Annotated in this window: 25 protein-coding genes; 12 read left to right on the top strand and 13 right to left on the bottom strand. The window is 64.8% G+C overall.

What is annotated here, in order from left to right:
* Positions 1–29: 29 nt before the first annotated feature.
* The 4 genes from J2S45_RS09145 to glpA all read right to left on the bottom strand — a co-directional run bounded on the left by J2S45_RS09145 (position 30) and on the right by glpA (position 5,210).
* Positions 30–869 carry an SMP-30/gluconolactonase/LRE family protein gene (locus J2S45_RS09145; RefSeq protein ID WP_307635187.1) on the bottom strand — a complete coding sequence of 280 codons (840 nt, stop codon included), beginning with the start codon at positions 867–869 and terminating at the stop codon, positions 30–32.
* 176 nt (positions 870–1,045) lie between these two features.
* A complete protein-coding gene (locus J2S45_RS09140) occupies positions 1,046–2,290 on the bottom strand; it encodes an anaerobic glycerol-3-phosphate dehydrogenase subunit C (protein ID WP_270975612.1) in 1,245 nt (414 codons plus the stop codon).
* 2 nt (positions 2,291–2,292) lie between these two features.
* Positions 2,293–3,555: a glycerol-3-phosphate dehydrogenase subunit GlpB gene (glpB, locus tag J2S45_RS09135; RefSeq protein WP_307635186.1), complete on the bottom strand. Its 1,263-nt coding sequence runs from the start codon at positions 3,553–3,555 to the stop codon at positions 2,293–2,295.
* Positions 3,555–5,210 (bottom strand): anaerobic glycerol-3-phosphate dehydrogenase subunit GlpA, encoded by a 1,656-nt coding sequence (gene glpA / locus J2S45_RS09130; RefSeq protein WP_270975609.1) that lies wholly within the window; start codon positions 5,208–5,210, stop codon positions 3,555–3,557. The genes glpB and glpA overlap by 1 nt, the downstream gene beginning before the upstream one ends.
* A 181-nt stretch (positions 5,211–5,391) precedes the next feature.
* Here glpA and J2S45_RS09125 point away from each other — a divergent pair, with 181 nt between their 5' ends.
* Together J2S45_RS09125 and J2S45_RS09120 are read left to right on the top strand one after the other, a co-directional pair.
* A complete protein-coding gene (locus J2S45_RS09125; RefSeq protein WP_307635185.1) occupies positions 5,392–6,375 on the top strand; it encodes a sugar-binding transcriptional regulator in 984 nt (327 codons plus the stop codon).
* A complete protein-coding gene (locus J2S45_RS09120) occupies positions 6,372–6,860 on the top strand; it encodes an amino-acid N-acetyltransferase (protein ID WP_296931303.1) in 489 nt (162 codons plus the stop codon). The genes J2S45_RS09125 and J2S45_RS09120 overlap by 4 nt, the downstream gene beginning before the upstream one ends.
* A gap of 58 nt (positions 6,861–6,918) precedes the next feature.
* Here the strand turns inward: J2S45_RS09120 and J2S45_RS09115 are convergent, their stop codons facing one another.
* Both J2S45_RS09115 and J2S45_RS09110 read right to left on the bottom strand, forming a co-directional pair.
* Positions 6,919–7,302, bottom strand: a complete 384-nt coding sequence (locus J2S45_RS09115) for a hypothetical protein (protein ID WP_296931304.1) — start codon at positions 7,300–7,302, stop codon at positions 6,919–6,921.
* A complete protein-coding gene (locus J2S45_RS09110; protein WP_307635184.1) occupies positions 7,299–8,174 on the bottom strand; it encodes an HhH-GPD family protein in 876 nt (291 codons plus the stop codon). The genes J2S45_RS09115 and J2S45_RS09110 overlap by 4 nt, the downstream gene beginning before the upstream one ends.
* A 68-nt stretch (positions 8,175–8,242) precedes the next feature.
* On the opposite strand from J2S45_RS09110, the gene J2S45_RS09105 reads away from it, so the two are divergent.
* On the top strand, positions 8,243–9,340 hold the full coding sequence (locus tag J2S45_RS09105) for a hypothetical protein (RefSeq protein ID WP_307635183.1): 1,098 nt from the start codon (positions 8,243–8,245) through the stop codon (positions 9,338–9,340).
* Positions 9,341–9,528: 188 nt separating this feature from the next.
* On the opposite strand, the gene radA is transcribed toward J2S45_RS09105, so the two are convergent.
* Genes radA through J2S45_RS09090 form a run of 3 tightly spaced genes read right to left on the bottom strand, consistent with a single transcriptional unit; the run spans position 9,529 to position 12,982 of the window.
* Positions 9,529–10,899, bottom strand: coding sequence for a DNA repair protein RadA (radA, locus tag J2S45_RS09100; protein ID WP_307635182.1), 1,371 nt, complete (start codon positions 10,897–10,899; stop codon positions 9,529–9,531).
* A gap of 9 nt (positions 10,900–10,908) precedes the next feature.
* Positions 10,909–11,583 carry a potassium channel family protein gene (locus tag J2S45_RS09095; RefSeq protein ID WP_296929165.1) on the bottom strand — a complete coding sequence of 225 codons (675 nt, stop codon included), beginning with the start codon at positions 11,581–11,583 and terminating at the stop codon, positions 10,909–10,911.
* A 19-nt stretch (positions 11,584–11,602) separates the two neighbouring features.
* A complete protein-coding gene (locus J2S45_RS09090; RefSeq protein ID WP_307635181.1) occupies positions 11,603–12,982 on the bottom strand; it encodes a TrkH family potassium uptake protein in 1,380 nt (459 codons plus the stop codon).
* A 212-nt stretch (positions 12,983–13,194) separates the two neighbouring features.
* Here J2S45_RS09090 and J2S45_RS09085 point away from each other — a divergent pair, with 212 nt between their 5' ends.
* The 4 genes from J2S45_RS09085 (at position 13,195) to J2S45_RS09070 (ending at position 14,951) form a co-directional block, all read left to right on the top strand.
* Positions 13,195–13,404, top strand: a complete 210-nt coding sequence (locus tag J2S45_RS09085) for a helix-turn-helix domain-containing protein (RefSeq protein WP_270975596.1) — start codon at positions 13,195–13,197, stop codon at positions 13,402–13,404.
* A 75-nt stretch (positions 13,405–13,479) separates the two neighbouring features.
* Positions 13,480–13,578, top strand: a complete 99-nt coding sequence (locus tag J2S45_RS09080; protein WP_005504750.1) for a 30S ribosomal protein bS22 — start codon at positions 13,480–13,482, stop codon at positions 13,576–13,578.
* A 246-nt stretch (positions 13,579–13,824) separates the two neighbouring features.
* Positions 13,825–14,283 carry a MarR family winged helix-turn-helix transcriptional regulator gene (locus J2S45_RS09075; RefSeq protein ID WP_296929170.1) on the top strand — a complete coding sequence of 153 codons (459 nt, stop codon included), beginning with the start codon at positions 13,825–13,827 and terminating at the stop codon, positions 14,281–14,283.
* Positions 14,284–14,288: 5 nt separating this feature from the next.
* Complete coding sequence (locus J2S45_RS09070; RefSeq protein WP_270975572.1) at positions 14,289–14,951, top strand: histidine phosphatase family protein; 663 nt, start codon at positions 14,289–14,291, stop codon at positions 14,949–14,951.
* Positions 14,952–15,000: 49 nt separating this feature from the next.
* Here the strand turns inward: J2S45_RS09070 and J2S45_RS09065 are convergent, their stop codons facing one another.
* From J2S45_RS09065 to J2S45_RS09050, 4 genes are all read right to left on the bottom strand, one after another.
* A complete protein-coding gene (locus J2S45_RS09065) occupies positions 15,001–15,429 on the bottom strand; it encodes a PLD nuclease N-terminal domain-containing protein (protein ID WP_270975570.1) in 429 nt (142 codons plus the stop codon).
* Between the two features lie 39 nt (positions 15,430–15,468).
* Entirely contained in the window at positions 15,469–16,341 is an 873-nt protein-coding gene (locus tag J2S45_RS09060) for a 1,4-dihydroxy-2-naphthoate polyprenyltransferase (protein WP_307635180.1), read from the bottom strand.
* Between the two features lie 28 nt (positions 16,342–16,369).
* Complete coding sequence (locus tag J2S45_RS09055) at positions 16,370–17,629, bottom strand: AMP-binding protein (protein WP_307635179.1); 1,260 nt, start codon at positions 17,627–17,629, stop codon at positions 16,370–16,372.
* A gap of 90 nt (positions 17,630–17,719) precedes the next feature.
* On the bottom strand, positions 17,720–18,349 hold the full coding sequence (locus tag J2S45_RS09050) for an SLAC1 family transporter (RefSeq protein ID WP_307635178.1): 630 nt from the start codon (positions 18,347–18,349) through the stop codon (positions 17,720–17,722).
* A gap of 384 nt (positions 18,350–18,733) precedes the next feature.
* Here J2S45_RS09050 and J2S45_RS09045 point away from each other — a divergent pair, with 384 nt between their 5' ends.
* The 5 genes from J2S45_RS09045 to J2S45_RS09025 all read left to right on the top strand — a co-directional run bounded on the left by J2S45_RS09045 (position 18,734) and on the right by J2S45_RS09025 (position 26,648).
* Positions 18,734–19,609: a CPBP family intramembrane glutamic endopeptidase gene (locus tag J2S45_RS09045; RefSeq protein WP_307635177.1), complete on the top strand. Its 876-nt coding sequence runs from the start codon at positions 18,734–18,736 to the stop codon at positions 19,607–19,609.
* 302 nt (positions 19,610–19,911) lie between these two features.
* Positions 19,912–22,557, top strand: a complete 2,646-nt coding sequence (locus tag J2S45_RS09040; RefSeq protein ID WP_296929756.1) for a pyruvate formate lyase family protein — start codon at positions 19,912–19,914, stop codon at positions 22,555–22,557.
* Between the two features lie 86 nt (positions 22,558–22,643).
* On the top strand, positions 22,644–23,948 hold the full coding sequence (locus tag J2S45_RS09035) for an MFS transporter (protein WP_296929759.1): 1,305 nt from the start codon (positions 22,644–22,646) through the stop codon (positions 23,946–23,948).
* 48 nt (positions 23,949–23,996) lie between these two features.
* Positions 23,997–25,679 carry a PucR family transcriptional regulator gene (locus tag J2S45_RS09030; protein WP_296929762.1) on the top strand — a complete coding sequence of 561 codons (1,683 nt, stop codon included), beginning with the start codon at positions 23,997–23,999 and terminating at the stop codon, positions 25,677–25,679.
* Positions 25,680–25,688: 9 nt separating this feature from the next.
* Positions 25,689–26,648 carry a glycyl-radical enzyme activating protein gene (locus J2S45_RS09025; RefSeq protein WP_270975555.1) on the top strand — a complete coding sequence of 320 codons (960 nt, stop codon included), beginning with the start codon at positions 25,689–25,691 and terminating at the stop codon, positions 26,646–26,648.
* The last annotated feature ends 9 nt before the right edge of the window (positions 26,649–26,657 follow it).

Raw genomic sequence — 26,657 nt, 5'->3', positions numbered from 1 at the left:
GCCTCACGTGCCGCGGGGTCGGCGGCGAGCTACCCGGCGAAGGGAGTGACGGGGAGTCCGGGGACCTCGGCGCGGGCCCGGAAGACCGCGCCCGCCTCCGGCTCCGGGTCCTCCAGATTCTCCCGCGATGTGGTCACGAACACGTCGCGACCGTCCTGCCCGCCGAGCGTGACCGCTGTGACCAGCCGAACCGGCAGATCCCACTCGTCCAGGATCTGAGCGTCGGGGGAGTACAGGCGGACCTTGCCCACGCGGTTGAGCGCCACCCACACGTTGCCCGCGCTGTCGACGGCCAAGCCGTCGGGGCTCGTGCCCGTAGCCTCGTGGAACTCGCGCCGGCCCGTTAGCTCCCGGTCCACGACGTCGAACACGTCGGTGCGCCGGGTCGCCGTGTCATGGTAGTAGGCCCGCGTGCCGTCGGGGCTGAAGGCGATGCCATTGGAGGTGGTGACGCTGGGGAGCACCACGCAAGCTGCGAGGTCCGGGGTGATCTTGTATAGCGTGCCAGCGCCGGCAATGCGCGAATAGGACATCGAGCCGGCGTAGAGGTTGCCCCACGGGTCGGTGCCACCTTCGTTCATGCGCAGGTCCGCGTTGTCCCATAGGTGTGGGAGTGGGCGCACGACGCCGAAGGGATCGTCGGCTAGGCCGAGCCCGCGCTCAAGCCCGACCACGAACCCGCCGTTCGCGCGCGGCCGCACGAAGGCCGCCACGGGCGAGCCGGTGTGCAGACGGTGGATTGAGCCGTCGGGCAGAAGGGTGAGGAGGTCGCCGGCGAGCATGTCCACCCAGCGCAGGCCGCCCCACTCTTCGGACCAGCACGGCCCCTCGCCGTGGTAGGCGACGGGGGCGGTGATCTGTTCAAACATAGTCCAAGTATCGCAGATCCCACCCGCAACCTGTGCGGCGGACATACATGGCTGACCGCGCGAACTGCGCCGACCGTGGCGGCTGCCGGGCAAGTCAGTCAGCGTCCGCGTCTCGGGCTCGGCGGGCTCGCGGCTACGCCAGCGAGCCCGCCGGGCTCACCCAGCTAGTGAGCCAGCTACGCCAGCCCGAGCGCCCGGTGGATCACCTCGATCGGGTGGATGACCGTCGCCCCAGTGCCCTTGCGGATCTGCCACCGGCAGGTCTCCGTCTCGCACGCGGCGAGCTTGGGGTTGGTGCGCTTGACCATGTCGAACAGCGGCTTGCCCACCGCCTGGGCGATCTCGTACTTCTCTTTCTTCAGACCGTACGTGCCGGCGATGCCGCAGCAGGCTTCGCCAGACTCGATCACCTTCACACCCGGCACGGTCTCCATCATGCGGATGGCCGGCTTGCCGATGCCCTGGCTCTTGACCTGGCACGGCTGATGGTAGGGGATCGTGATATCCCAACGCTTGAGCTCCTCGACCGGGAACTCCCCTTCGTCGATGAGCTCAAGGATGAACTCCGAGATTTCAACGGTGCGCGATCCGACATCGAGCAGCGTCGGATCGTCGAGGCCCATGATCTCGTGCGCTTCGTGGCGCAACATGCCGGCGCACGATCCCGACGCCGAGACGATAGTCAGGTCCTTGCCCGCGGCGTTGAGCTGGTCGCACAGCTGGCGAACCTTCTTCGAGGCTCGCCCAAACAGGCCGTTGGACTGGTGGGCCAGCCCGCAGCAACCCTGCTTGGGCACGAGCACCTCGTAGCCGAGCTTCTCCAGCACCTCCACGGCGGCTTTCGAGGTCGAAATCTCGAAGTAGCCGCCCGCACAGCCGTGGAAGAAGACGATCGGGCCCTTGGGGAAGGGACCGGTGCGCTCCTTTTCGTGCTTCTTGAACCAGCTCATGAACGTCGACGTCTGGGCCTTCGGGACAGGTGCATCGCGGTGGATGCCGATGACCTTCTCCACGATCGTACGCACCGGCCTGTTGGCCAGCGCGGCGTTCGCGATCGGGGCGAACGGCGTCATCAGCTTCCCCTCGAGCTCGGTCTCGGGGATGATCCGGTCGCGTAGCGGCATGTGGTCGGCCTTCATGACGGCCCGGGCCTGGGCGTTGATCTCGGCGATCTTCACGCCCTGCGGGCAGGTCGTAGTGCAGATCGAGCACCCGGAGCAGTAGTCGAGGGACTTGTCCACGCTGGCCCCGTTGCGGAAGCGTTCGGCCTGCGGGCCCACGAACTTCGGACCCGAGAACAGCGGGGTCGAGCGCACAACCGGGCACTGCGACTCGCAGATCGTGCACTTGACGCACGCGTCGAGGGAAGCGCGGGCCAGGGAGGCCCTGGCATGCTCGAGTGGGTTAACAACGGTGGTCATGATTAGTCCCTCCTGAGGATTGCACGGGTGGCGGCAACGGCGCTGCCAAGCGCGATGCCCTCGCCGGACTTCTCGCTCCACGGGCGGGCGCCGCCGATGATCGAGCCCGCGCAGTAGAGGTTGTCGTAGGCCGGCGCGTCACCGTCGAGCGCGAGCATGTCCGCATTGACGCAGACCCCGGTTCCGAAGATGTCCTTGCCGTTGACGACGACGGAACCGGTCACGCCCGTCGTCTCCGGATCCTCGGCGTCGAGGAACGTCAGCGGTAGGTCGAAGACTCGCTCGCGGATCTCTCCGTACGAGTTGCGCTGAATGCTACCCGACTCGAGGCCGCCACCGGCGTAGACGACGGCGTCGACCTTGTTGGTCGTGACGCGGCCGGCACGCTGAACCTGAAGTGCGGTGACGTGACCGCCGCTCGCCTCGAAGCCGATGACCTCAGCGTTGAGCGATATGTCGATCCGCTTGTCGCGACAGAGCTGGATGAGCACGTCGTTGATGCGACGGCCGGGGATCGAGGGCGGCGGAACCGGCACTTCGCCCACCGGCACGCCTAGCTCGGCGGAGATCTCCTGGTAGGCGTCGGGAGCGAATCCGAGGATCGCGGGCAGCAGGACCGTCTCGCCGTCGCGGACGTGGGCGCGTAGCTCGTGGATGAGCGCGTCGCGGGTGGACGGGCCGTCCAGCCCGGCGGTGCCATCGAAGGCCCGGGCAAAGGTGGTGCCCGTGGAGTCGGCCTCGGGCTTGCGCGGTGCGAGGGAGATCGTCACGGCCCGCGTCTCGACCTTCGCCAACGGGGAGCGGGCGAGGTTGTCGGCGATGAAGGCCGCGGGGAAGTCGCGGAACTGTCGGATGCCGACCACCAGGAACTTCTTCCCGTCTTCCATCAGGGAAGGAACCATGGTGTTCTGCACCGCGGCCGTGGGGCGAACCGCTCCGATCGCGGTGGGGATGAGCACGTTGTTGCCCGCCTTGGCGAACAGGCCGGTGGTCGAGCACAGCCAATCGATGCCCTCGCGCACGGCGTCGACCCCGATGGCGGCGTACGGGTGGCCCGGATCCTCGGCGACGAGGTCACCGATGGCGGCGTACGGGTCTAAGACCGGGTGCCCGTCCTTGCCCCAGCCGTAGACATCGAGCGTGCCGGAGGACAGGAGCAGGCCGCCCCACCCCTTGGTGACGATGTCAACGTGATGTCCGGCGTCGCGAAGCCTGAGCGCCGCCGTGAGGCCCGCAAGGCCCGAACCAATAACAATGATGCGCATTATTCGTTCTCCTTCACCTGTGCCATAGCGGGACGGCCATGGATGAGTTCGAGATCGCCCGTGGCACGCACGGCCTTCTCGGCCGGTGCCGGCAGGTGGTCGATGTCGAGGTTGCCGGCGAGGATCCACTTGTTCAGCGTGGCCTCGCGCAACTGCTCGCCGTACATGAGGGACTCAAGGCCCGAGTAGCGGTTCTTGACGAAGAGTCGAAGCATCGACGACGTGCGGTCCGCGTTCTCCTCGCGGCCGAGCCGGCCGGCGAGGGTCTCATGCATGATGCCCGCGGCACGCATGCCGCAGAATGTGCCCTGGCACGGGCCCATACCGAGGCGGGTGCGGCGGCGGATGTCATCGAGGTTGGCCTCCGGCTGCTTGGCGAGCTCCTCTTCGATCGTGGAGCGCGGCAACAGCTCACACTCGCAAATGATCGGATCCTCGAAGCGGTCGGCTTCGGCCTCCTTGAGCCGGTCCGTGACCTTGTGAGTCTGGACTGCTTTCGAGGGAACCGCCTCGGTGTCAGTGGTACACTCGACGAACTCGTCGAGCTGCTCCAAGAGGGCGTCGACGATGTTCTTCGCCATGAGACGGTAGGTGGTGAGTTTGCCGCCGGCGATGGTGAAGAAGCCCTTGACACCGTCGCGCGTGGAATGGTCGATGATCGACATGCCGCGCGACATGTGGCGGGTATCGGAGGCGTCCACGCGCGAGTCCTTGACCAGCGGGCGGGCGCCGGCCCACGCGTGAACCGCGCGCGCCTTGCGGAAGCCCGGCACCAGATCCTCACCCGAGTCGAGCATCTGCTGAACCTCGGAGTTGCGGATCACGAGGAAGTCAGGATTGTCTTCCTTCTGGTCGGTGGTGCCGATGATGGAGACGGTGTGTGCCGGGACGATGATGTCGCCGTCGGCGGGGTGGATGCAACGGTTGACCACGTGGTTAACGAGGCGGTGATTCATCGCGATCATGATGCCGCGTCCGGGTACGACGTCGACGCCGTGGCACCCGGCCATCTTCGCGATCTGACCCGCCCAAGGGCCGCCGCAGTTGATGGCGGCGCGGCAGTTGATGCGCACCTCTTCGCCGGTCTTCTCGTTCGTGCAGATCACCTGGGAAACCTGGCCGTCGTCGTTTTCGATCTTCGTGACCCGGTGGTAGGTCAGGCACTGGGCGCCGTAGGCCTTGGCTGACTCAACCGCCCCCCAGACCATGCCCCAACCGTCAATCGAGCCGTCGCGGACGCGGAAGGCGCGCTGGATGCCAGGGTTGAGGCGCGGCTCGATACGCAACGCCTCAGCGACGTCGAGCTCCTCGGCCGGCACGTGGGTCTCCCGTGCGGCGGGTAGGAAGCGGGTGGAGAACTCCGGGTCGTCATGCGGGCCGACGACGAACAGGCCGCCGGTCTCCTCCACCGAATCGGGGTGGATGCGACGCAGAATCTCATTCTCCTCGGCGCACTCCGTGGCCGAGTGGGGATCCGAGATGACGTAGCGGCCGCCGGAATGGAGGAGGCCGTGGAAACGCCCGGAGGTTCCCTGTGCCAGGTCGGCACGCTCGACAAGGACGGCAGCGAAGCCGCGCATGGCAAGGTCGCGCAGGGCGCCAGCGCCTGTTGCTCCACCACCTATAACAACAACATCGGTGTTTATGGTTTTCATGGTTCTTCCGATTTCTACGCGGAAACTTATTTTCCAATCTACGGCCTTTTTCCCAGCTTGTGGTGCGAAAACTGATTTGGAGAGCGAAATTGGCCAAGTGTGCACGACCGTGCATAAGATCTGAAAACACTTGCATTACGCATGTAGAATGTGCCTGACATACGCCGAAGAAAGGCCTGACATGAACCGAGAAGATCGATCTCTAGCCGCCTATGAGGCGGCCGTCATGCACTTCATCCAGGGCGAGACGATGGAGTCAATCGCCCGCCGACTGTCCGTATCACGCTCCACCGTCTCCCGCCTCATCGCCGAGGCCAAGGAGGAGGGCCTCATCCAAATCACGATCCACCCGCCCCAGGAGGCCGCCAGCGAGATGCAGGTGCGCCTGTCGCAGATGTTTGGGGTGCGGGCCAAGGTCGTGCCCGTCCCCTTCGGCGTCAACGAGGCGCGCCGACTCAACGCCGTGGCCCAGGTGGCCGGGATCATGGTCTCCGACCTCATGAAGCCCGAAACCATCATCGGGGTGGCGTGGGGAAACACTGTGGCCGCCGTCGTCGACCACCTGGTTCCGCGCCCCGCACGCGGCTCGATCGCGGTCCAACTCAACGGCGCCGCCAACGCATCCACCAGCGGCGTGCCCTACGCCGGCTCACTCATGGAGGCCTTCGGGCGGGCCTTCGGCGCCTCCGCCCACTACTTCGCGGTCCCCGCCTTCTTTGACTTCGCCGCCACCCGAGAGGCACTCTGGCGCGAGCGCTCGATCGCCGCGGTTCGCGAGATCCAGCAACGGGCCGACATCGCCCTGTTCGGCATCGGATCTCCCACCTCGAAGAACCTCTCCATGGTCTACTCGGGTGGCTACTTGAGCGAGGAGGAACTTGACGCGCTACGCCGGGAGGGCGTGGTCGGCGACATCTGCACGGTGCTACTTCGCGCCGACGGCTCCTGGGAGGACCTGGAGATCAACTCGCGCGCCTCGGGGCCCACCCCGACGGATCTGCGCAAAATCCCGCGGCGCATCGGCGTCGTCTCCGGCTCGGACAAGGTGGTCGCCACCGTCGCGGCCCTGCGTGCCGGCCTCATCACGGATCTCATCATCGACGAGGACTCCGCCGACCTCCTCTACGAGTACGCGGTTCGCTCCACGCAGGGGGCGAAGCGGTGATTCGGCCAGCAACGGCCAGGGATGTGCGGGCCATCTACGAGATCGTCAGCCCCTATGCGCACCGGCGCATCCTCGTGGCTAAAGACCTCATCGACTACTTCGAGCACCTACAGGAGTTCGTGGTGGCGGAGGTCGACGGCGAGGTGGTCGGTTGCGGCGCCCTCCACGTCTTTTGGGAGGACATCGCCGAGATCCGCACGCTCGCCGTTCGTGAGGAGTTTCGCGGGCGCGGTGTGGGCAAGGCGATCGTCAACGAGCTTGAGGGGCGCGCCCGCACCCTGAGAATCAGTCGCCTGTTCTGCCTCACCTTCGAGGTCGACTTCTTCGCGAGGCTCGGCTACTGCGGTATCGACGAGGCGCCCGTCAGCCCCGATGCCCTCCGCGAACTACTCCTCTCCCACGACGACGGCACCGCCGAGTTCCTCGACCTCGCCCGGGTCAAACCCAACACTCTTGGCAACTCGCGCATGCTCAAGGAACTTTAGGGCCCGACGAGGCGCGACTGGCGGGCCAGGCTGGCTCGTGAAGCGGGTCCGGCCTAGCTCAGCGGCTCTGGGATCCGGCGAGGAAGTTCGCCGCCATCCGTAGCCCGATTGGGGCTTGGAGGCCGACGAGGGTGAGGATAATCGTCGTCATGATTCCCGTCCTTGTGGCCGTTGCTGCCACGCCGACAACCACGACAGCGGTGGCGACGAGCGCCGCCGTGCGGGTGAGGCGAGCTGCGGCGACGACGTCGGCGTCCGCTCGTCGTGATAGCGCGATCAGGTAGGCGCCCACCACCACGAGTACCGTGCCCGCGCCCGCCGGGGTGAGGGCGACGAGCGCGTCGTGTTTGCCGGAGATCTGGATGAGCAGACCGATGGCGAAGATGCTCAGCGCGAGCACGCCGAGCACGCCCCCTGCGCGGGCGAGCTTGAGTTCGTTCATGGCTTCGATGCTAGCGGAAGGCGGAATTGGCCCGAAACCTGCTCGGCGAGGCCGTCGCAGAGGACGCCGTCGAGGGCCGGGCCGAGGCGCTCGGGCGGCAGCGCGGTCGCGGTCAGGAGGTCCTCGTAGCCGTGCGGGCCGGCGCGCAGGGCGGCCATGATTTTCCCGCGAGCCTGCCGGTTCGTCCCCTCCCACGCCTGCGTGCGGCGACGGTGGGCGTGGCTGTCGCCAGGGTGACCGGCGAGGTTCCACTCGCAGCGCGCGGCCAGCGGGCACCCCTCACACGCGGGCGCGCGGGCGGTGCAGGCTAGCGCGCCGAACTCCATGATGGCGGCGTTCCAGCGCCAGGCGCGTTCGCCTGAGGGGACGAAGGCTTGCGCGCGGGCGAGCTCGGCCTTCGTCTGCGAAGGTGCGGGCAGAGCCTGGCCGTGCCAGCGGGCGAGCACGCGGCGGATGTTGGTGTCGAGCACGATGCTGTAGCCACGGAAGGCGAAGGCAACGACGGCGGCCGCCGTGTAAGGGCCGACCCCCGGCAAATCGAGAAGGTCGTCGTAGGTAGTGGGGAAGGAGCCGCGCTCCACGATGGCGATCGCGGCCTCCTGGAGGCGCAACGCGCGGCGCGGGTAGCCCATGCGATCCCAGGCGATGAGAACCTCGGCGGGGGAGGCCGCCGCGAGGTCGGCGGGGGTGGGCCAGCGCTCCAGCCACGCCCGCCACACCGGCTCCACGCGGGCGACCGGGGTTTGCTGGCTCATCACCTCACATACGAGGATCGCCCACGGGTCCGTCGTCTCGCGCCACGGTAGCGGGCGCGCATGCTGAGCGTACCAGCGGGTCAGGGCCGCGTAGGCGAGTTCTGGTTCGGGTGCCACGGGCCTCACTATAGCGGCGCCCGGCGCGCATCGCTCCCGCGGCGCGGGATTGCCGCTACGGTAGGGACGTGAACGAAACTCCGAAGCGCGGCAAGCAGGCGGGTCGTGGTGCACCGCGCCCGGCGGGCGGGCGCGCCCAGGCAGGCCGCGGGCGTGGTGCCGATCGCCCGACGCGCGGAGAAGGATCAGGCCGCGACGAGCGCGCGAGGCGCGGGAGTGCGGCGCGCGGAGAACGCGCGGTCCCCGGTAGCGAGCGGCGGGCCCGCGGCGAGCGCCCGGTTCGGGAAGACGGCAAGCGCCGTACCCGAGGTGGCGCGGCCACTTCGGCGCGTGGGGTGCGCGGCGGCCGCCCGGCTCCGGGGCGAACGGGTCACGGCAGGCAGTCGGCGAAGCGACCGGTGTCCGCCCGCCCGTCACCGCGCAAGCAGAAGGATCCGGCGCGGGCAGCGTTCCGGCGTCGTCTGCTGACCGTCCTCCTCGTCATCCTGCTCGCGGTCGGAGCCACGTTCGTGGCCGTCAAGTACGCGCTGTCGAAGATTGAGAAGCACACCGTGCCGGTCAACCCGGTCGAGCAGTTTGAACCCGTGGCGTGTAGCTCGGGCTCGCTCAGCACGGCGGTCAACAGCGCGGGCGGCGCTGCGGGCCAGCAGGTCACGCTGAGCGCTTCGATCACGAACAAGGGCGAGGCCCCCTGCTACTTTGACGCCGCCGACCTCCGCCTTCAGCTCACCTCGGGCGACCAGACCGTCTATGACAGTCAGGTGTGTTCCTCAGGGCCGGCGAGCAAGATCCTTCTTCTCGACGCCGGCATGACCACCACGCAGGCCCTTTCCTGGAACGGCGTCAACGCGGGCGCGAACTGCCAGGGGAAGTCGATCGCGGGCGCTGGAACCTACGTGGCCCGGATCTTGCTAGGTTCCGACCCGCTCCTTCAGTCCGGCTACGTTTTCGAACTGAGCGGCTCGGGCGTGGCGACGGGCGGGCGTAGCGTCACGAATGAGGGCGAGAGCGCAGGCGACTCGACCGGCAGTGCGGGCCCCGAGGCGGGCTCCACCGACGGGAAAGCGGTGACCGGCGCAACGGACGGCTCCGACACTACGGACGGCGTTGCCGGCGACGGCGAGCGATCCAGTAATTCCGGCGAATCTTCAGACGCCCCGAGGTGAGCCCAGCTCGCGTTGGCCACCACGTCGTCTTCGAAGTCGAGCTCGACGGCGTTGTCGCTTGTGGAAGCAGCGCGGACCGGCGCAACCACTGAAGACATAGTGCTGCCAAAATATTGGACTCGGTGGGATAGTACTCCCGGCGAGAGTCGGCGGCTTACATGCACGATGTCGGAAGCCGTTGCTTCACGCTACGCGTCCAGCGGCAGTACCGCCCGCGCAGCCGCGGCCACGTCGTCCACCGCCCGCAGGCGCATTCCCGCGGGCGCGGTGATCTTCTCCGAGGTCCGGGGCAGAATAGCCGTGTGGAAGCCCAGGCGAGCGGCCTCATTTAGGCGCCGCTGAAGCCCAACCACCGGACGTAGCTCACCGGTCAGCGACACTTCGCCCACCGCGATCACGCCCGGGGCCAGGGGAAGATTAGAAGCTGCGGACGCCAGTGCCAGCGCGATCGCCACGTCTACGCTCGGCTCAAGCGCCTTGGCCCCGCCCACGGTGGAGACGAACACGTCGTTGCGCTCGAAGTGGACCCCGAGGCGCGACTGGAGCACGGCCAGCATCATCGCCACACGCGAGCTATCCACCCCGGAGGTGGTCCGCCGCGGCGGACCGGCCGCAGGCACCGACAGTGCCTGCACTTCAACCGGCATAGGCCGACGCCCCTCGAGTGTGACCGTAACGCACGTGCCCGCAACGGTGAGGTTCCGGGCCGAGAGGAAGAGCCCCGACGGATCGGCGAGTCCTACGATCCCCGAGTCGACCAGCTCGAAGCACCCCACCTCGTCGGTAGCACCGTAGCGGTTCTTCACCGCGCGCACGAGCCGCAACCGCGAGTGGCGATCGCCCTCGAACTGGCACACGACATCCACCAGGTGCTCGAGCACACGCGGGCCGGCAATCGAGCCATCCTTCGTCACGTGCCCGACCAGCAACACCGGCAGGTCGGAGGACTTTGCCGTGTTGACCAGCGTGGACGTCACCGAGCGCACCTGCGCCACCCCGCCCGCGGAACCCTCCACATGCGGATCCATGATCGTTTGCACCGAGTCAACGATGAGCAGCGACGGACGCGAATCGGCGATGTGCCCCAAAATCTTCGCCAGATCCGCCTCCGCCGTGAGCAACAGATGTGGGTGCAGGGCGCCGATGCGTTCGGCGCGCGAGCGCACCTGCGAGGCCGACTCCTCACCCGTCACGTAAAGCACCGGGTTGCGCCCCGCCTGCACGGCCTGTTCGGCCGCCTTCGCTGCCACGTCCAGCAGCAACGTAGACTTGCCGACTCCGGGCTCACCCGCCAACAGGATGACGACACCGGGTACGATCCCACCCCCGAGCACCCGGTCCAGTTCGGGCACGCCCGTGGGCTCCTTGATCGAAGCCTGCTGAGAGACCTCCGTGATCGGCGTCGCCGGAGAGCGCGGTGTAAGGGCGGAGATCTTCGCGCCTGCGGGAGGTGTGCCCTCCTCGATCGTGCCCCACGCCTGGCACTGCGCGCACCGGCCTACCCACTTGACGGTGGTCCACCCGCACTCGCTACATCTAAACGTCTGATTCTTTGCCATGCCCCAAGGCTATCGACGCCGTCCGACAAATCTGTTCGCGAAGGCCTCCAACAGGGAGGGCTCGCCCGAGACGATGAGGACGTCTCCGTTGCCGATTGTCGTCTCCGGCGAGGCGTACTCGAAGGGCTGGCCGGGGGACTTGACACCGATCACCGTCACGCCGAAGCGCTGGCGCACGTTTGACTCCGCTAGCGAAAAGCCCACCAAATCCCGCGGCGGGATCATCTTCACGATCGTGAACTGATCCTCCATCTCGATGTAGTCCAGCATGCGCCCGGAGAGCATGTGGGCCACGCGCTGACCGGCGTCGTACTCGGGGTAGACGACGTGATGGGCGCCGATACGCTTGAGGATGGTGCCGTGTTCACGCGAGGTGGCCTTCGCCCAGATGTCCGGGATCCCCATGTCGACCAGGTTCGCGGTGATGAGAACCGAGGCCTCCAGGGCGCCGACCCCAACGACGGCGACGTCGAAGTCCTCAGCGCCCAGCTGGTGGAGGGCCTCCGCCGAGCGTGCGTCCGCCTCGACGACGTTGAAACGGTGGCTCCACTGCTGAGCCAAGTCGGGATTCGTCTCGACGGCGAGGATCTCCTTGTCCAGCTTGTCGAGCGTGACGGCGATGGCCGAGCCGAAGCGGCCCAGCCCGATGACGAGCGTGGCGTTGTCCGCGTAAGTGTTTGGCATGGTGTTCTCTTTCTACCGCTTAGCCGATGATGGGGCGGTCTTCGGGGAGTCGGATGACGCGACGGCGTGTGCGAAGCGCGAGCGCCGCTGCGAAAGTCATCGTTCCCAGACGCCCCAGGTACATGAGAAGGATGAGGATGAGCTTGGCCGAGTCGGGCAGGTCGGCCGTGATCCCGGTGGATAGGCCGCAGGTGGCGAACGCCGAGATCACGTCGAACAGGACACGCGAGAGCGGGAAGTTGGATTCGTGCAGAATGATGAGCGTGGAGGTCCCGACGAGGAAGGCGCCGAGGAAGGTTGCCGAAATGGCGAGTCGAATGACGTCGGGCGGGATGCGTTTGCCGAATGCCTCCGTGTCGCGATCGCCGCGGGCCTCGGCGATAATCGCGAGGAGCAAGACGGCGAAGGTCGTGACCTTGATGCCGCCGCCCGTGGAGGCCGAGCCCGCACCTATGAACATGAGTACGTCCATGACGAACCACGTCGCCTCCGACATCGAGCCGATGTCCACGGTCGCCATCCCCGACGAGCGCGGCGTCGTTCCCTGGAAGAAGGACGCGAGCACCTTCTCGTTCGTCGTGAAGTCAGCAAAAGCGCCGTTCCATTCGAACGCCGCGACCATGAGGATGCCGGCCAGCCACAGCACCGCGTAAGTGACAACCGTGATCTTCGTGTGTAGCGACCAGCGCTTGGGGGAGCGCAGGTTACTCGAAATGTTGTAGATGACGGGGAAGCCGATCGCGCCGGCCACCGTGCCCAGAATGATGGGCAGGCTGATCGCCCAGTTGCCGACGAACGGGGTCAGGTCCGGGCCGATGATGACGAATCCGGCGTTGTTGAACGTAGAGACCGCCATGAAGATCGAGTGGCCCAGCGCCCCGAGGAACGTACCCTCCACCTCCATGATCGAGGGGAACATGACGAGTACGAGCAGGCCCTCCACCGTCAGGGAGGTGATGACGACGGACTGCAGCAGCGCGCCGACGTCGCCCAGTCGGGACTTTCGCTCCGAGGCCGCAAGGATGCGCTGGGTGAGGCCGATGTGACGGGAAACCGCGCGGGCGAGGATGGAGGCGAGCGTCATGACGCCCCAGCCGCCGATCTGGACGCCGATGACGACGACGATCTGCCCGAAGACCGTCCAGTGGGAAGCCATGTCGACGACGGTCAGGCCCGTCACGCATACTGCGGACGTGGCTGTGAAAAGCGCCTCAATGAAGGTGGCCGTGCCGGGGTTGGCCGTAGCGAACGGCAGGAGGAGCAGGGAGGTGATGAAAAGGATGATGAAGGCGAAGACGAGCATGGCCAGGCGGGCCGGCGAGTGGCGGGCAAGGTGATCGGCGCGCTCGCGGAAGCGTGAGGCAAGGTGTCGCCTCGTCGCGGTTTGGATCGCGCTCATGTCACCTCCTCTTTCATCCCTGCGACAATCGTGCCACACTACGCCGGCGTGTGATCAAATTGCCGCACGCAGCGCGAGTATTTCCCTTCAAATTGCGGATTGAAGGTGTTCGTTGGGAAAAAATCGGGTATGGTGTAAATCGAAGTTCTGGGGTCAACGTGCCCATACACACACTCGATAAGAGCCTTCGGGCGATGCAAGGACGGTCTAGGATGGCGCAATTTCCGCCCTCGGAGCCGCAGTTTGTGACTGTGGCCGAAGTTGCCGATCTGGCGCGGGTTTCGCGCATGACGGTCTACCGGATGATTCATTCCGGTGAGCTTCCGGCTGTCCGGGTTGGGGGCTCCTACCGGGTTCCGAAGTCCGCGGTTGACGCGCTCCTTTCGGGTGGCATGGATCAAGCACAGTCCCGCGGCGCTTAAGCCATTTTTGTGTTCTGCCCGTCTGTTGTAGACTTTCAAAGTTGTATCTGGCGGGCCAACGATCGGAGGTAACCTATGGGTTCCGTTATTAAGAAGCGTCGTAAGCGCATGTCGAAGAAGAAGCATCGCAAGCTGCTTCGCAAGACGCGTCACCAGCGTCGTAACAAGAAGTGAGTCGGGTTTCCCGATGACGTGAGCCGGCCTCAGGGCCGGTTCTCTTGTATCTACTGCGTCTACGCCCGCGCTTGGCGCCGGATCCCGCCGAGCACGCCCGCCGGGCTACGCGGGCCCTGTTGGTGTGACACTCCTGGATAACGGACCGGTTGGTGCATATCTTACGACCCGGGTAGGATGCGCATTCTGGAGGAAGTGCGCCAACCGTGTTAGGATCGTTTAAGATTCAACGAGAGGTGGAGGACGATGGCTAACTGGCTCAACCAGTCGGAGCAGAAGGCGTGGCGAGCATTTCTCACCGGCCAGGCGCGGGTGCTGGAGGCGATTAATCAGGATATGGTCAACGATTCCGGCCTCACTCTTAACGAATACGAGGTGCTAGTGCGTCTCTCGGAGTCCCCGGATCACCGGCTGCGCATGTCGAACCTCGCGGAGAACCTCGTCCACTCTCGTTCACGTCTGACCCACACGGTCAAGCGTCTAGAAGAGGTGGGATACGTGTGCCGCACGCGATGTCCGGAGGATCGGCGTGGCATCATCTGTTGCCTGACGGAGGAGGGCTTTTCCAAGCTCGAACACGCGGCCCCGATGCACGTTGACTCGGTACGCAAGCACCTCGTGGATCATTTCACCACTGAGGAGTTCCTAGAGCTTGGCAAGCTCTTTGCCAAGGTCGGCTGCACCGAGGAGCCCGTGGCACAATAGTGCCCATGGATATTACGACGGTTCACCTGGTTCGCCACGGCGAAGTTCATAACCCCGAGGCCGTTCTCTACGGCCGTCGCCCCGGCTACCACCTGTCCGAGCTAGGCCGGGAAATGGCGGACGAACTTGCCCTCGCCTTCGTTGGACACGATGTGCGCGCCGTCATCGCATCCCCGCTCGAGCGTGCGGTGGAGACGGCGACGCCGACGGCCGAGTTGTTTGACCTGACCGTGGAGACGGACCGGCGCCTGATCGAGGCAGACAACAAGTTCGAGGGCGTTGCCGTCAACAAGAATCGCTGGATCCTGGCCCACCCGCGCTACTGGTCGTGGTACGTCAACCCCTTTGAGCCCTCTTGGGGGGAACCCTACCCGGAGGTGATTGAGCGCATGTCGCAGGCGATCGCCCGCGGCATCGACGAGGCCCGCGGCGGGGAGGCTGTGCTCGTGTCCCATCAGCTGCCGATCTGGACGATGCGCCGCTTTGTGGAGCGCAAGACCATCGCCTCCGATCCGCGCAAGCGGGAGTGTTCGCTGTGCTCGGTCACCTCGCTCACGTTTGCCGGCAAGCAGCTGCTGTCCCTGGACTACTGGGAGCCGGTGGGGCACCTCTTGCGCGGCGCAGCCGACATGGTCCCGGGCACGTCCGAGGCTACGGAGCTCGCCTAGCTTCCGGCAGTCCAACCTGCGTCAAACTCTTAGAAGCTCCTAGCCGCGCTCAGCGGTTGCCGTACAGGCCACCCTCGTCGCGATCCTCGTCGTGCTTGTCGTCGAGGCGCTCGTCCTCCTCGGGTAGGCGGCCCTCTTCGCGCATGCGCTCCTCGTAGGCCCGACGCCGGTTGCGCGCTTCAAGCCGGGCGAGGAACTCCGGGTCGTCGTCGGGAGCGACGGGCCCCTTGGGCGGCTGGGGCCGCGAGAACGGGTTCTGCCCACCGAAGGAGGGGGAGGGGTAGTCGGAGGTGAAGATGTGCTGGTACTTAAAGTAGAGCCAGATCAGGGCGCCGAGTACGGGCACCAGCGCGATGAGGATGAGCCACAGCGGCTTCGAGATCTTCGCGGGCATGGCGGAGGAGTCGGTGCGCGCACAGTCGATGAACGTGTAGATGATCAGCGCGACCGCGAAAATGATAGGCAATACTCTGAGCACGGTTTCACCCTAGTTCACTTTCTCGCGGAACTGTAGCGCTCACGCCGACAGCGAGATGAGCAAGATGACGGCGTAGTACAGTTCGAACAGCCCGGTGTTGCGAAGCACGGCAATGAGGTCGCGGCCCGTGGCGCCTTTGAGTACGGGTGGGATCAGGAGGAGCGGGCCGAGGGCGATAGCAATCGAACCCATGAGGGCCTGCCAGTGGCCGATCCCGATCACGACGGCGCTGGCTAGCGCGCCGACGAGCATGGCCACGTAGGCCCAGCGAGCGCGTGCGTCGCCGAGGCGGACGGCGAGCGTGCGCTTGCCGGTGACGGCGTCGGTGGGGATGTCACGGATGTTGTTGACCATGAGCAGCGCGCAGGCGATCAGCCCCACGCCCGTGCCCGCGACCCAGGACATCCAGGGCGCGGTGCCAGTCTGCGTGTAGGTGGTGGCGACGGTTGCCATGTAGCCGAAGAAGATCATGACGAACACCTCGCCCAGGCCCATATAACCGTAGGGGTGCTTGCCTCCCGTGTAGTACCAGGCGGCGAGGATCGCCAACCCGCCTGCGGCGATGAGCCACCATTGGCCGGACAGTGCCACGAGAGTGAGGCCGGCCGCGGCGCCGAACGCGAAGCAGACGAAGGCGGCGGCCTTAACCACCTGCGGGGAGGCCTTGCCGCCGCCGGTGAGGCGGGGCGGGCCACTGCGGACGTCGTCGGTGCCGCGCACCCCGTCGGAGTAGTCGTTGGCGAAGTTGACCCCGATCTGGAAAAAGAGTGCGACCGCCGCGGCGAGCAGGGTGCGGGGCAGAGAGAAGCCGCCCTCGTAGACGGCTACGGCACATCCCGCCACGACCGGGGAAACCGCCGCGGGGAGCGTGCGGATCCGCGCGCCTTCGAGCCAGTCGTTGAGGGTCGCCATGTGTTCCTGCCTTTCAGCCTTCGCTATTCTACAACCCGAGGTAGCCTTCGACGGTCTCGGCGAGCGCCCGCCGGTTGACCTTGCCGGAGTCCGTCATCGGCAGGCCCCCAATGTCGCTCACGCCGACGACGTAGGTGGGCGCCCAGCCCTCGCCCAGCTCGAGCTTGACCCAGCTGCGCATCACCGTGATGTCGCAACTCTGTGCGGCGTTGACCGCGTCGTCGACGACGGCGACCACCGCCTCCCCCCATTCCGGGTGCGGGACTCCGACGACGACGGCGCGGTGGCCGGTCTTCGCCAGGGACTCCTCGATGAGGCTGGGCATGACGGTGAGCCCGCCGGTGGTGATGGCGTCGTCGATCCGGCCTAGGACCTCGAGCGCGCCGCCGCTGATGCGGCCGGCGTCGCGGGTGAGGTGTGTGGCGGGGGAGCCGGGAGCGCGCAGGCGCGCCGGCGGGTCGAACCCCTCATCAGTGCCGAGATAGCAGGTGGCGACGACGGTGCCGCGCAGGGCGATCCGCCCGTCGTCGATTAGGATCTCGGTGTCGCCGATGGGGCGCCCGTCGTAGACGCAACCCCCGCAGGTCTCGGTCATGCCGTAGGAAGTGTGGACCGTCAGGCCGGCGGCGCGGGCGGCGTCCAGCACAACCGTGTCCGCCGCCGCGCCCCCGACCAGCACGGTCGCCCCACGAAGGGCCCCCGTCAATTCAGGGTTAGCGAGGATGCGGCGCAACTGGGTGGGGACCACGGAGAGGTAGGTAGGCACTGGCTCGGCGCCATCCGGGGCGGAGCCGGCCGGGCGCAACGCGCCGCGAATGGCAGCCGGCTCGGCGAGGTTGATGTAGGCCGGGCGCAGCGCCGCCGCGCGCTGCGGGGTGGCCCCGGCGGCGAGAGCTTCGAGCTCGGCGAGGCAAGCGCGGGCGACGGTCTGGAATCCGGCGATGTGGTCGAGGGGAAGCTGGCACACCCAGCGGCCAGGCCCGCCGAAGGCGGCGTGGGTCGCGTGGGCGGAGGCTGTGAGGGACTGCCATGACAGGGCAACGATCTTGCCCTGCCCGGTGGTTGAGCCGGAGGTGCGCATGAGCAGGCCCGTGCCCGCGGGGACGGGAAAGCCTTCCGCCTGAAAACCGGCGATCTCATCGGCCACGGCCCGCCGGTCGGTTCCGGGGGCGACCACGAACAGCGGTTCGGGGTCGCCCCCGGCCAGCCACGTGCGAAGGGCGGCCATGACGGCGTCGTGGACGCGCTCCAGCGCCGGCCTGCCGCGCCCACCGTCGATAATCTTCATCCCTCTATCGTCGCTTTGCGGGCGCCCCACTTCAAATTGCGCGCGCCCGGACAGGCCGAGGCGCGGGCTGAGAGCGGCCGGCCACCGCGTTCACCAGGCCATGCCGCGTCGGGCGATCGACAGGACGGATGCGACCAGGCACAGCGTCACGGTGCCCACGAGCACGAGCGTGCCAAAAGCACCCAGCCCCAGGAGGGCGCCGATCCCGGTTCCGTTGGCGAGCAGCGTCGCGCCGAGGGCGAGTGTGCCGATGGGGAACGTCAACGCCCACCAGCCCGGCGCGAACGGCATGCGCCGAATAAAGCCGCGCAACGTCATCGCCGTGGCCCACCCCACCAGCGGGATTCCGGCCACCAGCATGAACCAGCCGTAGGCGTTGGCCACCCCCTGCGCGCTGTCCGCGTAATCGGGCAGCAGCATGTATTTCGCTTGCGCGCCAATCGCCTGTGCCGCCGCCGTCGACTGGCCCACCATGCCAAGCGGGATCCAGGCGCTCGCGCTCGCGGCCAGCGGCAACGGCTCGACCCGCCAGTGGTGGTGATAAGCGGAGGCGAACACGGCCACGCCAAGGAAGAGGGAGAGGAAGAAGGAGGCCGCCGACATCGTCAACAGCCAGAATTGGGAGACCTCCGAAACGTGGGGGACGAGGCCGGAGCCCGTCGTCGCCGTCACCATCGGCCCGACGACAGCCAGGCCCCACACCGTGGTCGGGGTGCTCACAACGCGGGACGCGGCCCCTTGGCGGGACGATTTCGGCCGTATCTTGGTATATGTGAAGATACGGCTCAAATCGTCCCGCCAAGGGACGCCTGCCGACGCCAACAAGAGTAATGCAAATCCATCACGTTGCGTCCGTTATGCGGATATCGGCTACCCCACGAAGCATGGGGGCATAATCAAGTGGAAAGGTGGCGTGAAATACATTTGTTACCCGTGCATTCCCGTGGGCACCACATGGGTGTGCACGTTTGCGAATGAGCGAATCCGTGAGCTTAGTTAGAATGAGCGGATTGTCTTCCGCTGGCCAGGCAGTTGCAATTCCCAGCGTTGTTAACAGCCCACGTCCGGATTGGCCAGTCTTTTGGCTTTGAAAGCTTTGAAATAATGGCATCAGATAGCTCCCGAAGTGTGCTGGCTGCCGCGGTGGTCGTGCTTCTTCCCACGTTGGCACTCGCCGTTGACAATGTCGTCTATTACGTCTCGCCGCGGGCCGGCAATGAGACGCCGTGGCTCATATCAAACGCTCTGGTGACCGGCACGCCGGTCGCGATCGTTGCTCACGTCCTCTGGTTCCTCGTCGGAGCGGCAGTCTACCTCGCGATGCGCCGGGAGGGCTGGGGATTCGAGAGCAGGGCGAATCAGGCACCCGCGCGTCGTCGTGCCTACTTGTGGCTGGTCGGCGCGCTCGCGGCCTTCACCCTGCTGGCCGCCTACAGTATCTTGGAGCGGGACCTTGCCCCGCTCTTCCAACGCCTGGGGATCGACGCGCTGATCAATGGCGAGCAAACGGGCGAGGGCTCGAGCGTTGGGAACTATGCAGGCTATAACCCCACGCTCGCTTTCCTTAGCCCAATCATCGTGGGCGGCGCGGAGGAGATCGCGAACGTCGGCATCATTGCACTGCTCTCGCGCCGTTACGGGCGCGGCTGGGGTTTCATCCTTGCCGTGTCGGCGTTGGTACGCGGCGTCATCCACCTGCACCACGGGTCGCTGGCCATCCTGCTCGCCTTCCTGCCACTGTCAGTTTTCGCGGTGGCCTTCTTCCGCACGACGGCGATGGTGAGTCCGCTGGTGGTCGGGCATATGCTGTGGAACTTCGCGGCGCAGGCGAACGGGGCGATCGGCCAGTCCCTCGCAAGGGAGATCGCCTACCCCCTCGTCACCTACCTGCTTCCGCTGGCAACGGTTGGACTGCTCGTCATGGCGATCCTACGCGCCTGCGGTTGGCAAACGTCGCGCCGGCGTGAGCCACGGCGCTAGTGGCTCACGCGTACAACCCGAAGCCCGACACAACTCCTGAATATGAGCTCTGCCAGGCCCAGCGATCGGCCGTCGAGATGTCCAAGTGAACTGTCGGGGTTATGCCGGAATCTGGGGGCGAAAGCGGGTGAGGGCGTCATGCCAAAAGTCCCGCTGTTGTGCATTAGCTCCAAGAAGGGGCGGACCTTTTTTGTGGGAAAGCACAGGGTCTTGAGTGTGGTGCCGTTCATAGACTGGAGCTGACTCAAGGGGCACCGGCGATCCACTTGAGAGGAAAGCTTGCAAGTTCAAGGAGGAACGACGTGACTACCAGCATCCAGCCTTCCGACCTCACCTTCACCTACGGTGAGCGTCCGAAAGAAGTCCAAGACCGCGAAGTACGAGGAAAGGCCAGTCCTCGCGCGGAGAAGCTCATTTCGCAGTATTACGACGCCAAGCTCATGCTTGACTGCACATTCCCCATCGCCTACACCAAGGCGTGGGAGGAAGCCAAAGGCAACCATCCGCTACTGCGCCGAGGCCTAGCGTTCAAGGCCGCCTTCTCGGCTCTCGAGCCCAACATTCGCCCCGGCGAACTCATCGTCATGAGCCGTAACCGTTACGTGCGAGGCGCTTCGCTCGTGCCCTGGACCGCAAATAGTGCGATCCTCCAGGAGGAAGAGCGCACGCAGCGCCTCTCCGGGCGTGCATCGAACAAGGCCCTCGAGGACGTGACCATCCTGGCAACCGGCGGAGGCGTCGTCGCGGAAGACACCGAAGATCTGATCTCTATCTCCAAGCGCTACGGCCTGCCTCGCGAAGAGTACGAAGGCATGCTCGAGGCCTGTCGCTATTGGGAGAACACCTCGGTTGAGGAAACGTCTTGGATGTGGGGCAAGATGCACCCCGAGTATGACACGCTCGTGAAGTTCAAGGACGCCGTCCTCATGAGTTCCGACATGGAATACGGTAACCGCCACGGCCGTTCCGTCAACTCCTATGCGGTGGTCTTCACCCTCGGCTTCGAGGGAATGAAGAAGCGCTGTCGCGAGCTGATTGAGGAGCACTGCCACGACGGCGAGAACGTGGATAAGGTCGCTTTCTGGCTCGGCACGATCGCCACCATCGAAGGTGTCCAGGCGTGGATGCGCAAGTATGTTGCCGAGGCCCGCCGTCTCGCTGACGCCGAGTCCGACGCCGACCAGAAGCAGGAATACCTCGATATCGCCGAGCGTCTCGAGTGGGTGGTGGACAATCCGCCGCGGAACTTCATGGAGGCTGTCCAGCTTCACTGGACCGCTCAGCTTGAGGTCTACAACGAGATGCAGGGCTCGGGCTTCTCGCCGGGTCGTCTCGGCGCCGTGCTCTATCCTTACTGGAAGAAGGATATCGACGACGGCGTCCTCACCCGCGAATTCACGCTCGAAGTCCTCGAGTGCATGCGCGTGAAGTACACCGAGTTGGAGATCGCGACCTCCACCGCGACCACAGGTATTCTGGCGGGCAACACGTTCAACAACATCTGCCTCGGTGGCCAGAACCCCGACGGTACGGCTGGTGACAACGAGCTGGAGATCCTCTTCCTGCAGGCGTGCATCAATATGCCAACCGTTTCCCCAACGCTGACCGTTCTCTACGACGGCAAGCTTTCTCAAGCCTTCCTCAACAAGGCAATCGAGTGCAACAAGACTGGTGCAGGAATGCCCGCTTGGGTCAACAACCGCGTGGGTATCGAGTACTGCATGAAGTACTTCCAGGATGAGCACATCACGATGGAGGACGCTCGTTCGTGGTCGGTTGGCGGCTGCTTGGAGATTCAGCCGGGCGCAATAGCCTACGGTAAGGTCGGCGCCGGCGCCTACTCATCCTCGGGCATCAACTTTATCAACGTCCCCAAGATCCTCGAGCTTGTCCTGTTCGATGGCAAGGATCCGCGAACCGGCATCCAGGTCTTCCCCGAGAAGCACCTTCCGTTGGAGACTTTCGACGAGGTGATGGATGACTTTAAGGAGAAGTTCTTCGAGGTCACCCGCATCTTCCAGGAGCTGTACAACTTCAAGACGAAGTCGGCGTTCGAAATCGACCAGCCGATTCTGTTCTCGGCCCTGACAAGCGACTGCTTGGAGAAGGGTGCAGACATCGATCACGAGGGCAACCGCTACAACCGTTGCTTTACCACGTGGATCACCGGCCAGGTCAACGCGGCGAACTCGCTTGCCTCCCTGAAGAAGAACGTGTTCGAAGACAAGGCCTTCACCCTTGAGGAGCTCAAGGACGCCCTGCTGAACAACTTCGGCTATGAGTCCGCGCTCATCACGGGCAACTTCTCCATGATGGAGCAGGAGAAGAAGGACTCCAACCCCGATTGGGAGCGCATCCACGCACTGTGCACGAGGGCGCCGAAGTTCGGTAACGACGACCGCTACGTCGACGACATCTACGTCCAGGTCTCCCACACCTTCCGCGATGCCGCCGAGTCCACTACCGACGTCTTCGGGCGCAAGTGGGTTGGCTCGATGCTCTCGACGTCGACGCACGGCCCGCTCGGCCAGGCGGACATCGCCTCACCGGATGGCCGCCTTGCTGGCGTTACGCTCGCCGACGGCGGACAGTCGCCGTACCCGGGTACCGACCTTAACGGCCCGTACGCGGTTTTGAACTCGGCTGTGTCGATTGATCACTCCGATTTTAAGAACACTCAGCTGAACATGAAGGTTCACCCCGCATCTATCAAGGGCCCTCAGGGTTCGAAGAAGATGCTGCAGATGATCAAGGCTTTCATGGATCAGGGCGGTTACCACATCCAGTTCAACGTGGTTGATTCGCGCATGCTCAAGGATGCGCAGAAGCGTCCGGACCAGTACCGCAACCTGTTGGTTCGCGTGGCCGGGTTCACCCAGTACTGGGTTGAGGTGGCCAAGCCGATTCAGGACGAGCTGATTGCCCGCACCGAGTACGAAGAGGTCTAATCGAACCTTGCTAATGGCCGGGGCATGATTGCGGCACTGCGCCCCAATCATGCCCCGGCTTTTCGGCACCGAGATAAGGATTGGTCATGTCTAACGTTTCAACCTCACAAGCTAGTCCCTCGCGGCCGGTTCGCGCCGACCATGCGGGCTATGAGCGTTACGCCCGCCGCGCGGTGATCGGCTCCGCGCTTTCCACATTCTGGTCCGGGGCATTGATCTTCGGCTACCCGGGCGTGATGAAGTCGATTTGGGCCGATAAGTTCGACGCGACGCCGGGACAACTGGGCTGGGTGATGACATTCGTCGTTCTCTCGCTCGGCATTTTTACCTTCTTTGCAGGCAAGTGGCATATGGCACTCGGTACCCGCCGCTCCTACCTGGTAGGCACGTGTGTGCTGGTGGCGTGCATGCTCATCGTCATCTATGCGCCCAATATCTGGTTCATCTACCTGTTTGCCTTCCTCAACGGCACCGCCTCATGTTTCGTATATTCACCCTCCCTGGCGACGGTGCAGAATTGGTATCCGAACCGGCGTGGTTTGGTGACGGGCATCGTCAACCTTGTCTTCGGCCTGTCGGCAGCGGTCATGTCTCCGCTTTTCAAAGTGATGTTCGACGCCTGGGGATACGCTGGCATGGGATGGGCCCTCATTGTCGCGATCGTCGTGACGAACCTGATCGCCGCGGCCATCACGGAAATGCCAGATCGTACGGCGCTGACCGAGTCGCAAAAGCTGGCTCGCACGGCGATGATGAGCGCGAGCACAACGTCCGGGGCGGCGCTAGCTCCCGCGCCCGACGTCGAACCGAAGGTCGCCGTTCGTACCCGTTCCTTCTGGTTCATCTGGCTCGCCTGGTGTTTCATGGGTGCCGCAGGCATCTCGATGGTCACCCTCTCCACCGGTTATGGAGAATTCCTCTCGGTGAGTGGATACGCGGTGGCGGGCGTCGCCCTCTTGACAGCCTTTAACCTCACCAACGGCTTCTCCCGAATTGTGGCGGGGGCACTGTCCGACGTCATCGGGCGCAACCGCCTGGGCGCGCTGACCTTCGCGGCGGCAGCGGTGGGTTACTTTGCTTTGCCGTTCACGCATAACACCCTCGCCCTGTGCGTGATGTGTGGGCTGGTGGGCTTCGCATTCGGAACGCTGTTTGCCATCACCGCGCCACTGGGAACCGACCTTTTCGGCTTGAAGTACTTCGGCGTGATCTTCGGCTACATCTTCACGGCATACGGGTTTGTCGGTGGTCTCGTGGGGCCTCTCCTCTCCTCCTATGTGCTGGGGAAGACAGGATCTTTCACGGTAGTCTTTAGCTACCTCGGAGTGTTTTGCCTGCTAGCGGCGTTCTTCATCATACTTGCCAAGCCGAGAGAGCGCGGGAGCCGCTAGTACGCGACGGCAAGGGAGCTGATAGCAGTGGTGTGCGGTGATGTGAGCGTGAGGCAGATTCTTGGCCGGCCTGAATTGGCTGGAGCGAAGGTTCTTGGCGGAGGCGACAGCCTCGACCGCCCGGTTTCCGCCGTGACGGTTGCCGAGATTCCCGACATCTCCCGCTGGCTCAGCGGGGCCGATTTCGTCCATGGCGTCGGGCGCATGTTCGTCGAACCTGATGGAACCCTGAACGAGGACTCACTATTGGCGTGGGTGGTCAGCCTTATCGACGCCAACGCCGCCTGTCTTGCGCTCAAGACCGGACGCTACATCAACACCGTGCCCCAAAGCGTGATCGACCTCGGAAACGAGGCGGGATTCCCGATCATTGAGCTGCCCGAAGGGGCGATCCAGGCGGATATTACCGCCGTCGTCTTCCGGATGATCCTCGAGGCCAGTCAGGAACGCGAGCAGAAGCGGACGAAGCTGTTTACCGATATGGTTCGCGATCTCTTCGGCCCGCACCTCCTCAGCCACGACGCCGAACGAATCGCGGCCTACCTGCACCACCCGGTGGTCATCGTCGACCACGAGCGGAACGTCCTCGGGGCTTCAATCGAAGATGACGACGGCCCCTCACTGGACGAGGCCCGCGTAGCGATCGAACGGACCCTGGCCTCTGGGGAACAGATCTCATCCCTCGCGGTTTCTGACAACCAGTACCTTGTGCGAGGGCAGATCGATGGCGGCCAGCTCGTCGTCGCCGGCGTGGACTACGCAGGAGAACACCTCGGCTACGTGGCCATGATGGGCGAGGAACTGACACCCGACGAGATATATTTCTTCGCTTCCCTAGCCGAGGTGGTGACGGTTGACATGTCACAAAACGTCATGGTCGAAAACTCGGCCATGAGCGCCCGGCGCGAATTTTTCGCCGAAATCGCCAAGCCTGAGATCGACCTGCGGTTGGCGTCTCACCTGGCCAGCCTTATCGGGCTGACCACCACCGAGCAGATGCGGGCAGCCGTTATCGCCATCGACGGCACCGGGCGCGAATCAGGCACCGACGTCGTCGGCGATCGGCGGCTGATCAAGAAAGCGGCGAGCTACACAGCCCAGTATTTACGCGGCGTTCTCGATCCGTCGGAGAAATTCATCGTGTGCGAGTGGGAGCGAGGAGCCGGCATCGTCTTCACGGGTGAGCGCCACGCCCCCGAACGCTACCGGGCTATCGTGCAGGGAATCGTGCGCGGCCTCGGCTCAGTCTTGCGCATCACCGAGGCGCGGGCGGGGATCGGTGATGCGAGTGTGGGGATCGAAGGAATCCACGAATCGGCCCAACATGCCTTCTATGCGGTGACCTGTATCGAAACGTTCCGAATCCCGCAGAAGGTCGTGGAATACAAGGATCTGTCCTCCTACGTCTTCCTCGATACCGCCCTCGCGTCGTCAGCCAATTCGCGCACCTACGTCGAGTTTGTGCTCGGACCGCTCCTGCATCAAGACTCCGACTACGCCAGCGAACTCCTCGACACGCTCAGCGCCTACCTAGACAGCAACGCGTCCTATGCCGGGGCCGCCAAGTCTCTTCACCTGCACGTCAACACCGTGCGCTACCGAATCGAAAAGATCTCCGATCTGCTACGAGTTGACCTCGCCAGCGCGGACGGCAGGGGCGCCATCTGGCTCGCGATGCGGCTCTACCGCATACTCACCACCCAGGGCTCTTGGGAGCCCGACTCACGTTAGGGAGGAACAATGATGAAGCTGGATCCCGAAAACGAAGCCATCATCTTCGACGTCCAGGGCTTCTCCGTTCACGACGGCCCAGGATCGCGCACCCTCGTCTTCTTCAAAGGATGTCCGCTCCAGTGCTACTGGTGCTGCAACCCCGAGAGCCTGAAGATGCATCGGGAAATCATGTACCGTCGCTCTAAGTGCGACAAGTGTCATGCCTGCATTGACCGCAAGATCTGCCCCTACGATGCCATCAGCGCCGAAGGCCCCGATTCGTACATCACGATCGACCGCAGCAAATGCCTCACATGCGAGGAGATGCCCTGCGTCACCGGCTGTTACCACGACGCGCTCGGCGTCGCCGGCCAGGTCTACACCCTCGACGAGCTCGTGCGCCGCATAGAGCGGGACGCCCGTTACTGGGGTGATGGCGGCGGGGTGACGGTGGGCGGCGGCGAGATCGCCATGCAGTATCGCTTTGTTGCCAACTTCCTTCGCCGTTTGCACGAGCAGGGGATCCACACAGCGGTGGAGAGTTCCTCAATGGGCAACTGGGCTCACCTGAAAAAGATCTATGAGAACGTCGATTGGGCCTTTAACGACCTCAAACACATGGACCCCGACAAGCACAAGTGGGCCACGGGCAAGTCCAATCGCAAGATCCTTGAAAACATCGCCCACATCGCCGAGCTGGCAGCGCTGGGGGAGCTGCGTCAGATCATCCGTGTCCCGGTCGTCGTCGGCTTCAACGATGACCCGGGAAACATCGACGCCACTGTCGAATTTGTTAAGTCCATTGGGGCGAAAGAAATCAACATCCTGCCCTTCCACCGCTTGGGCGAGTCGAAGTACGAGCAGCTTGACGAGGTCTACGACGCCCGCGACCTGTGCCCGCCGACAGACGAGCACATGAACGATATCGCCGATCATATCCGCGCGGCAGGGCTCGCCTGCTACGTCGGCTCACAAACACCGTTTTAGTAAGAGGAA

Origin of the sequence: Trueperella abortisuis (genome assembly GCF_030811095.1) — a bacterium.
GTDB classification, from domain to species: Bacteria; Actinomycetota; Actinomycetes; order Actinomycetales; family Actinomycetaceae; genus Trueperella; species Trueperella abortisuis.
This window is presented reverse-complemented; position numbering and strand designations above follow the sequence as displayed.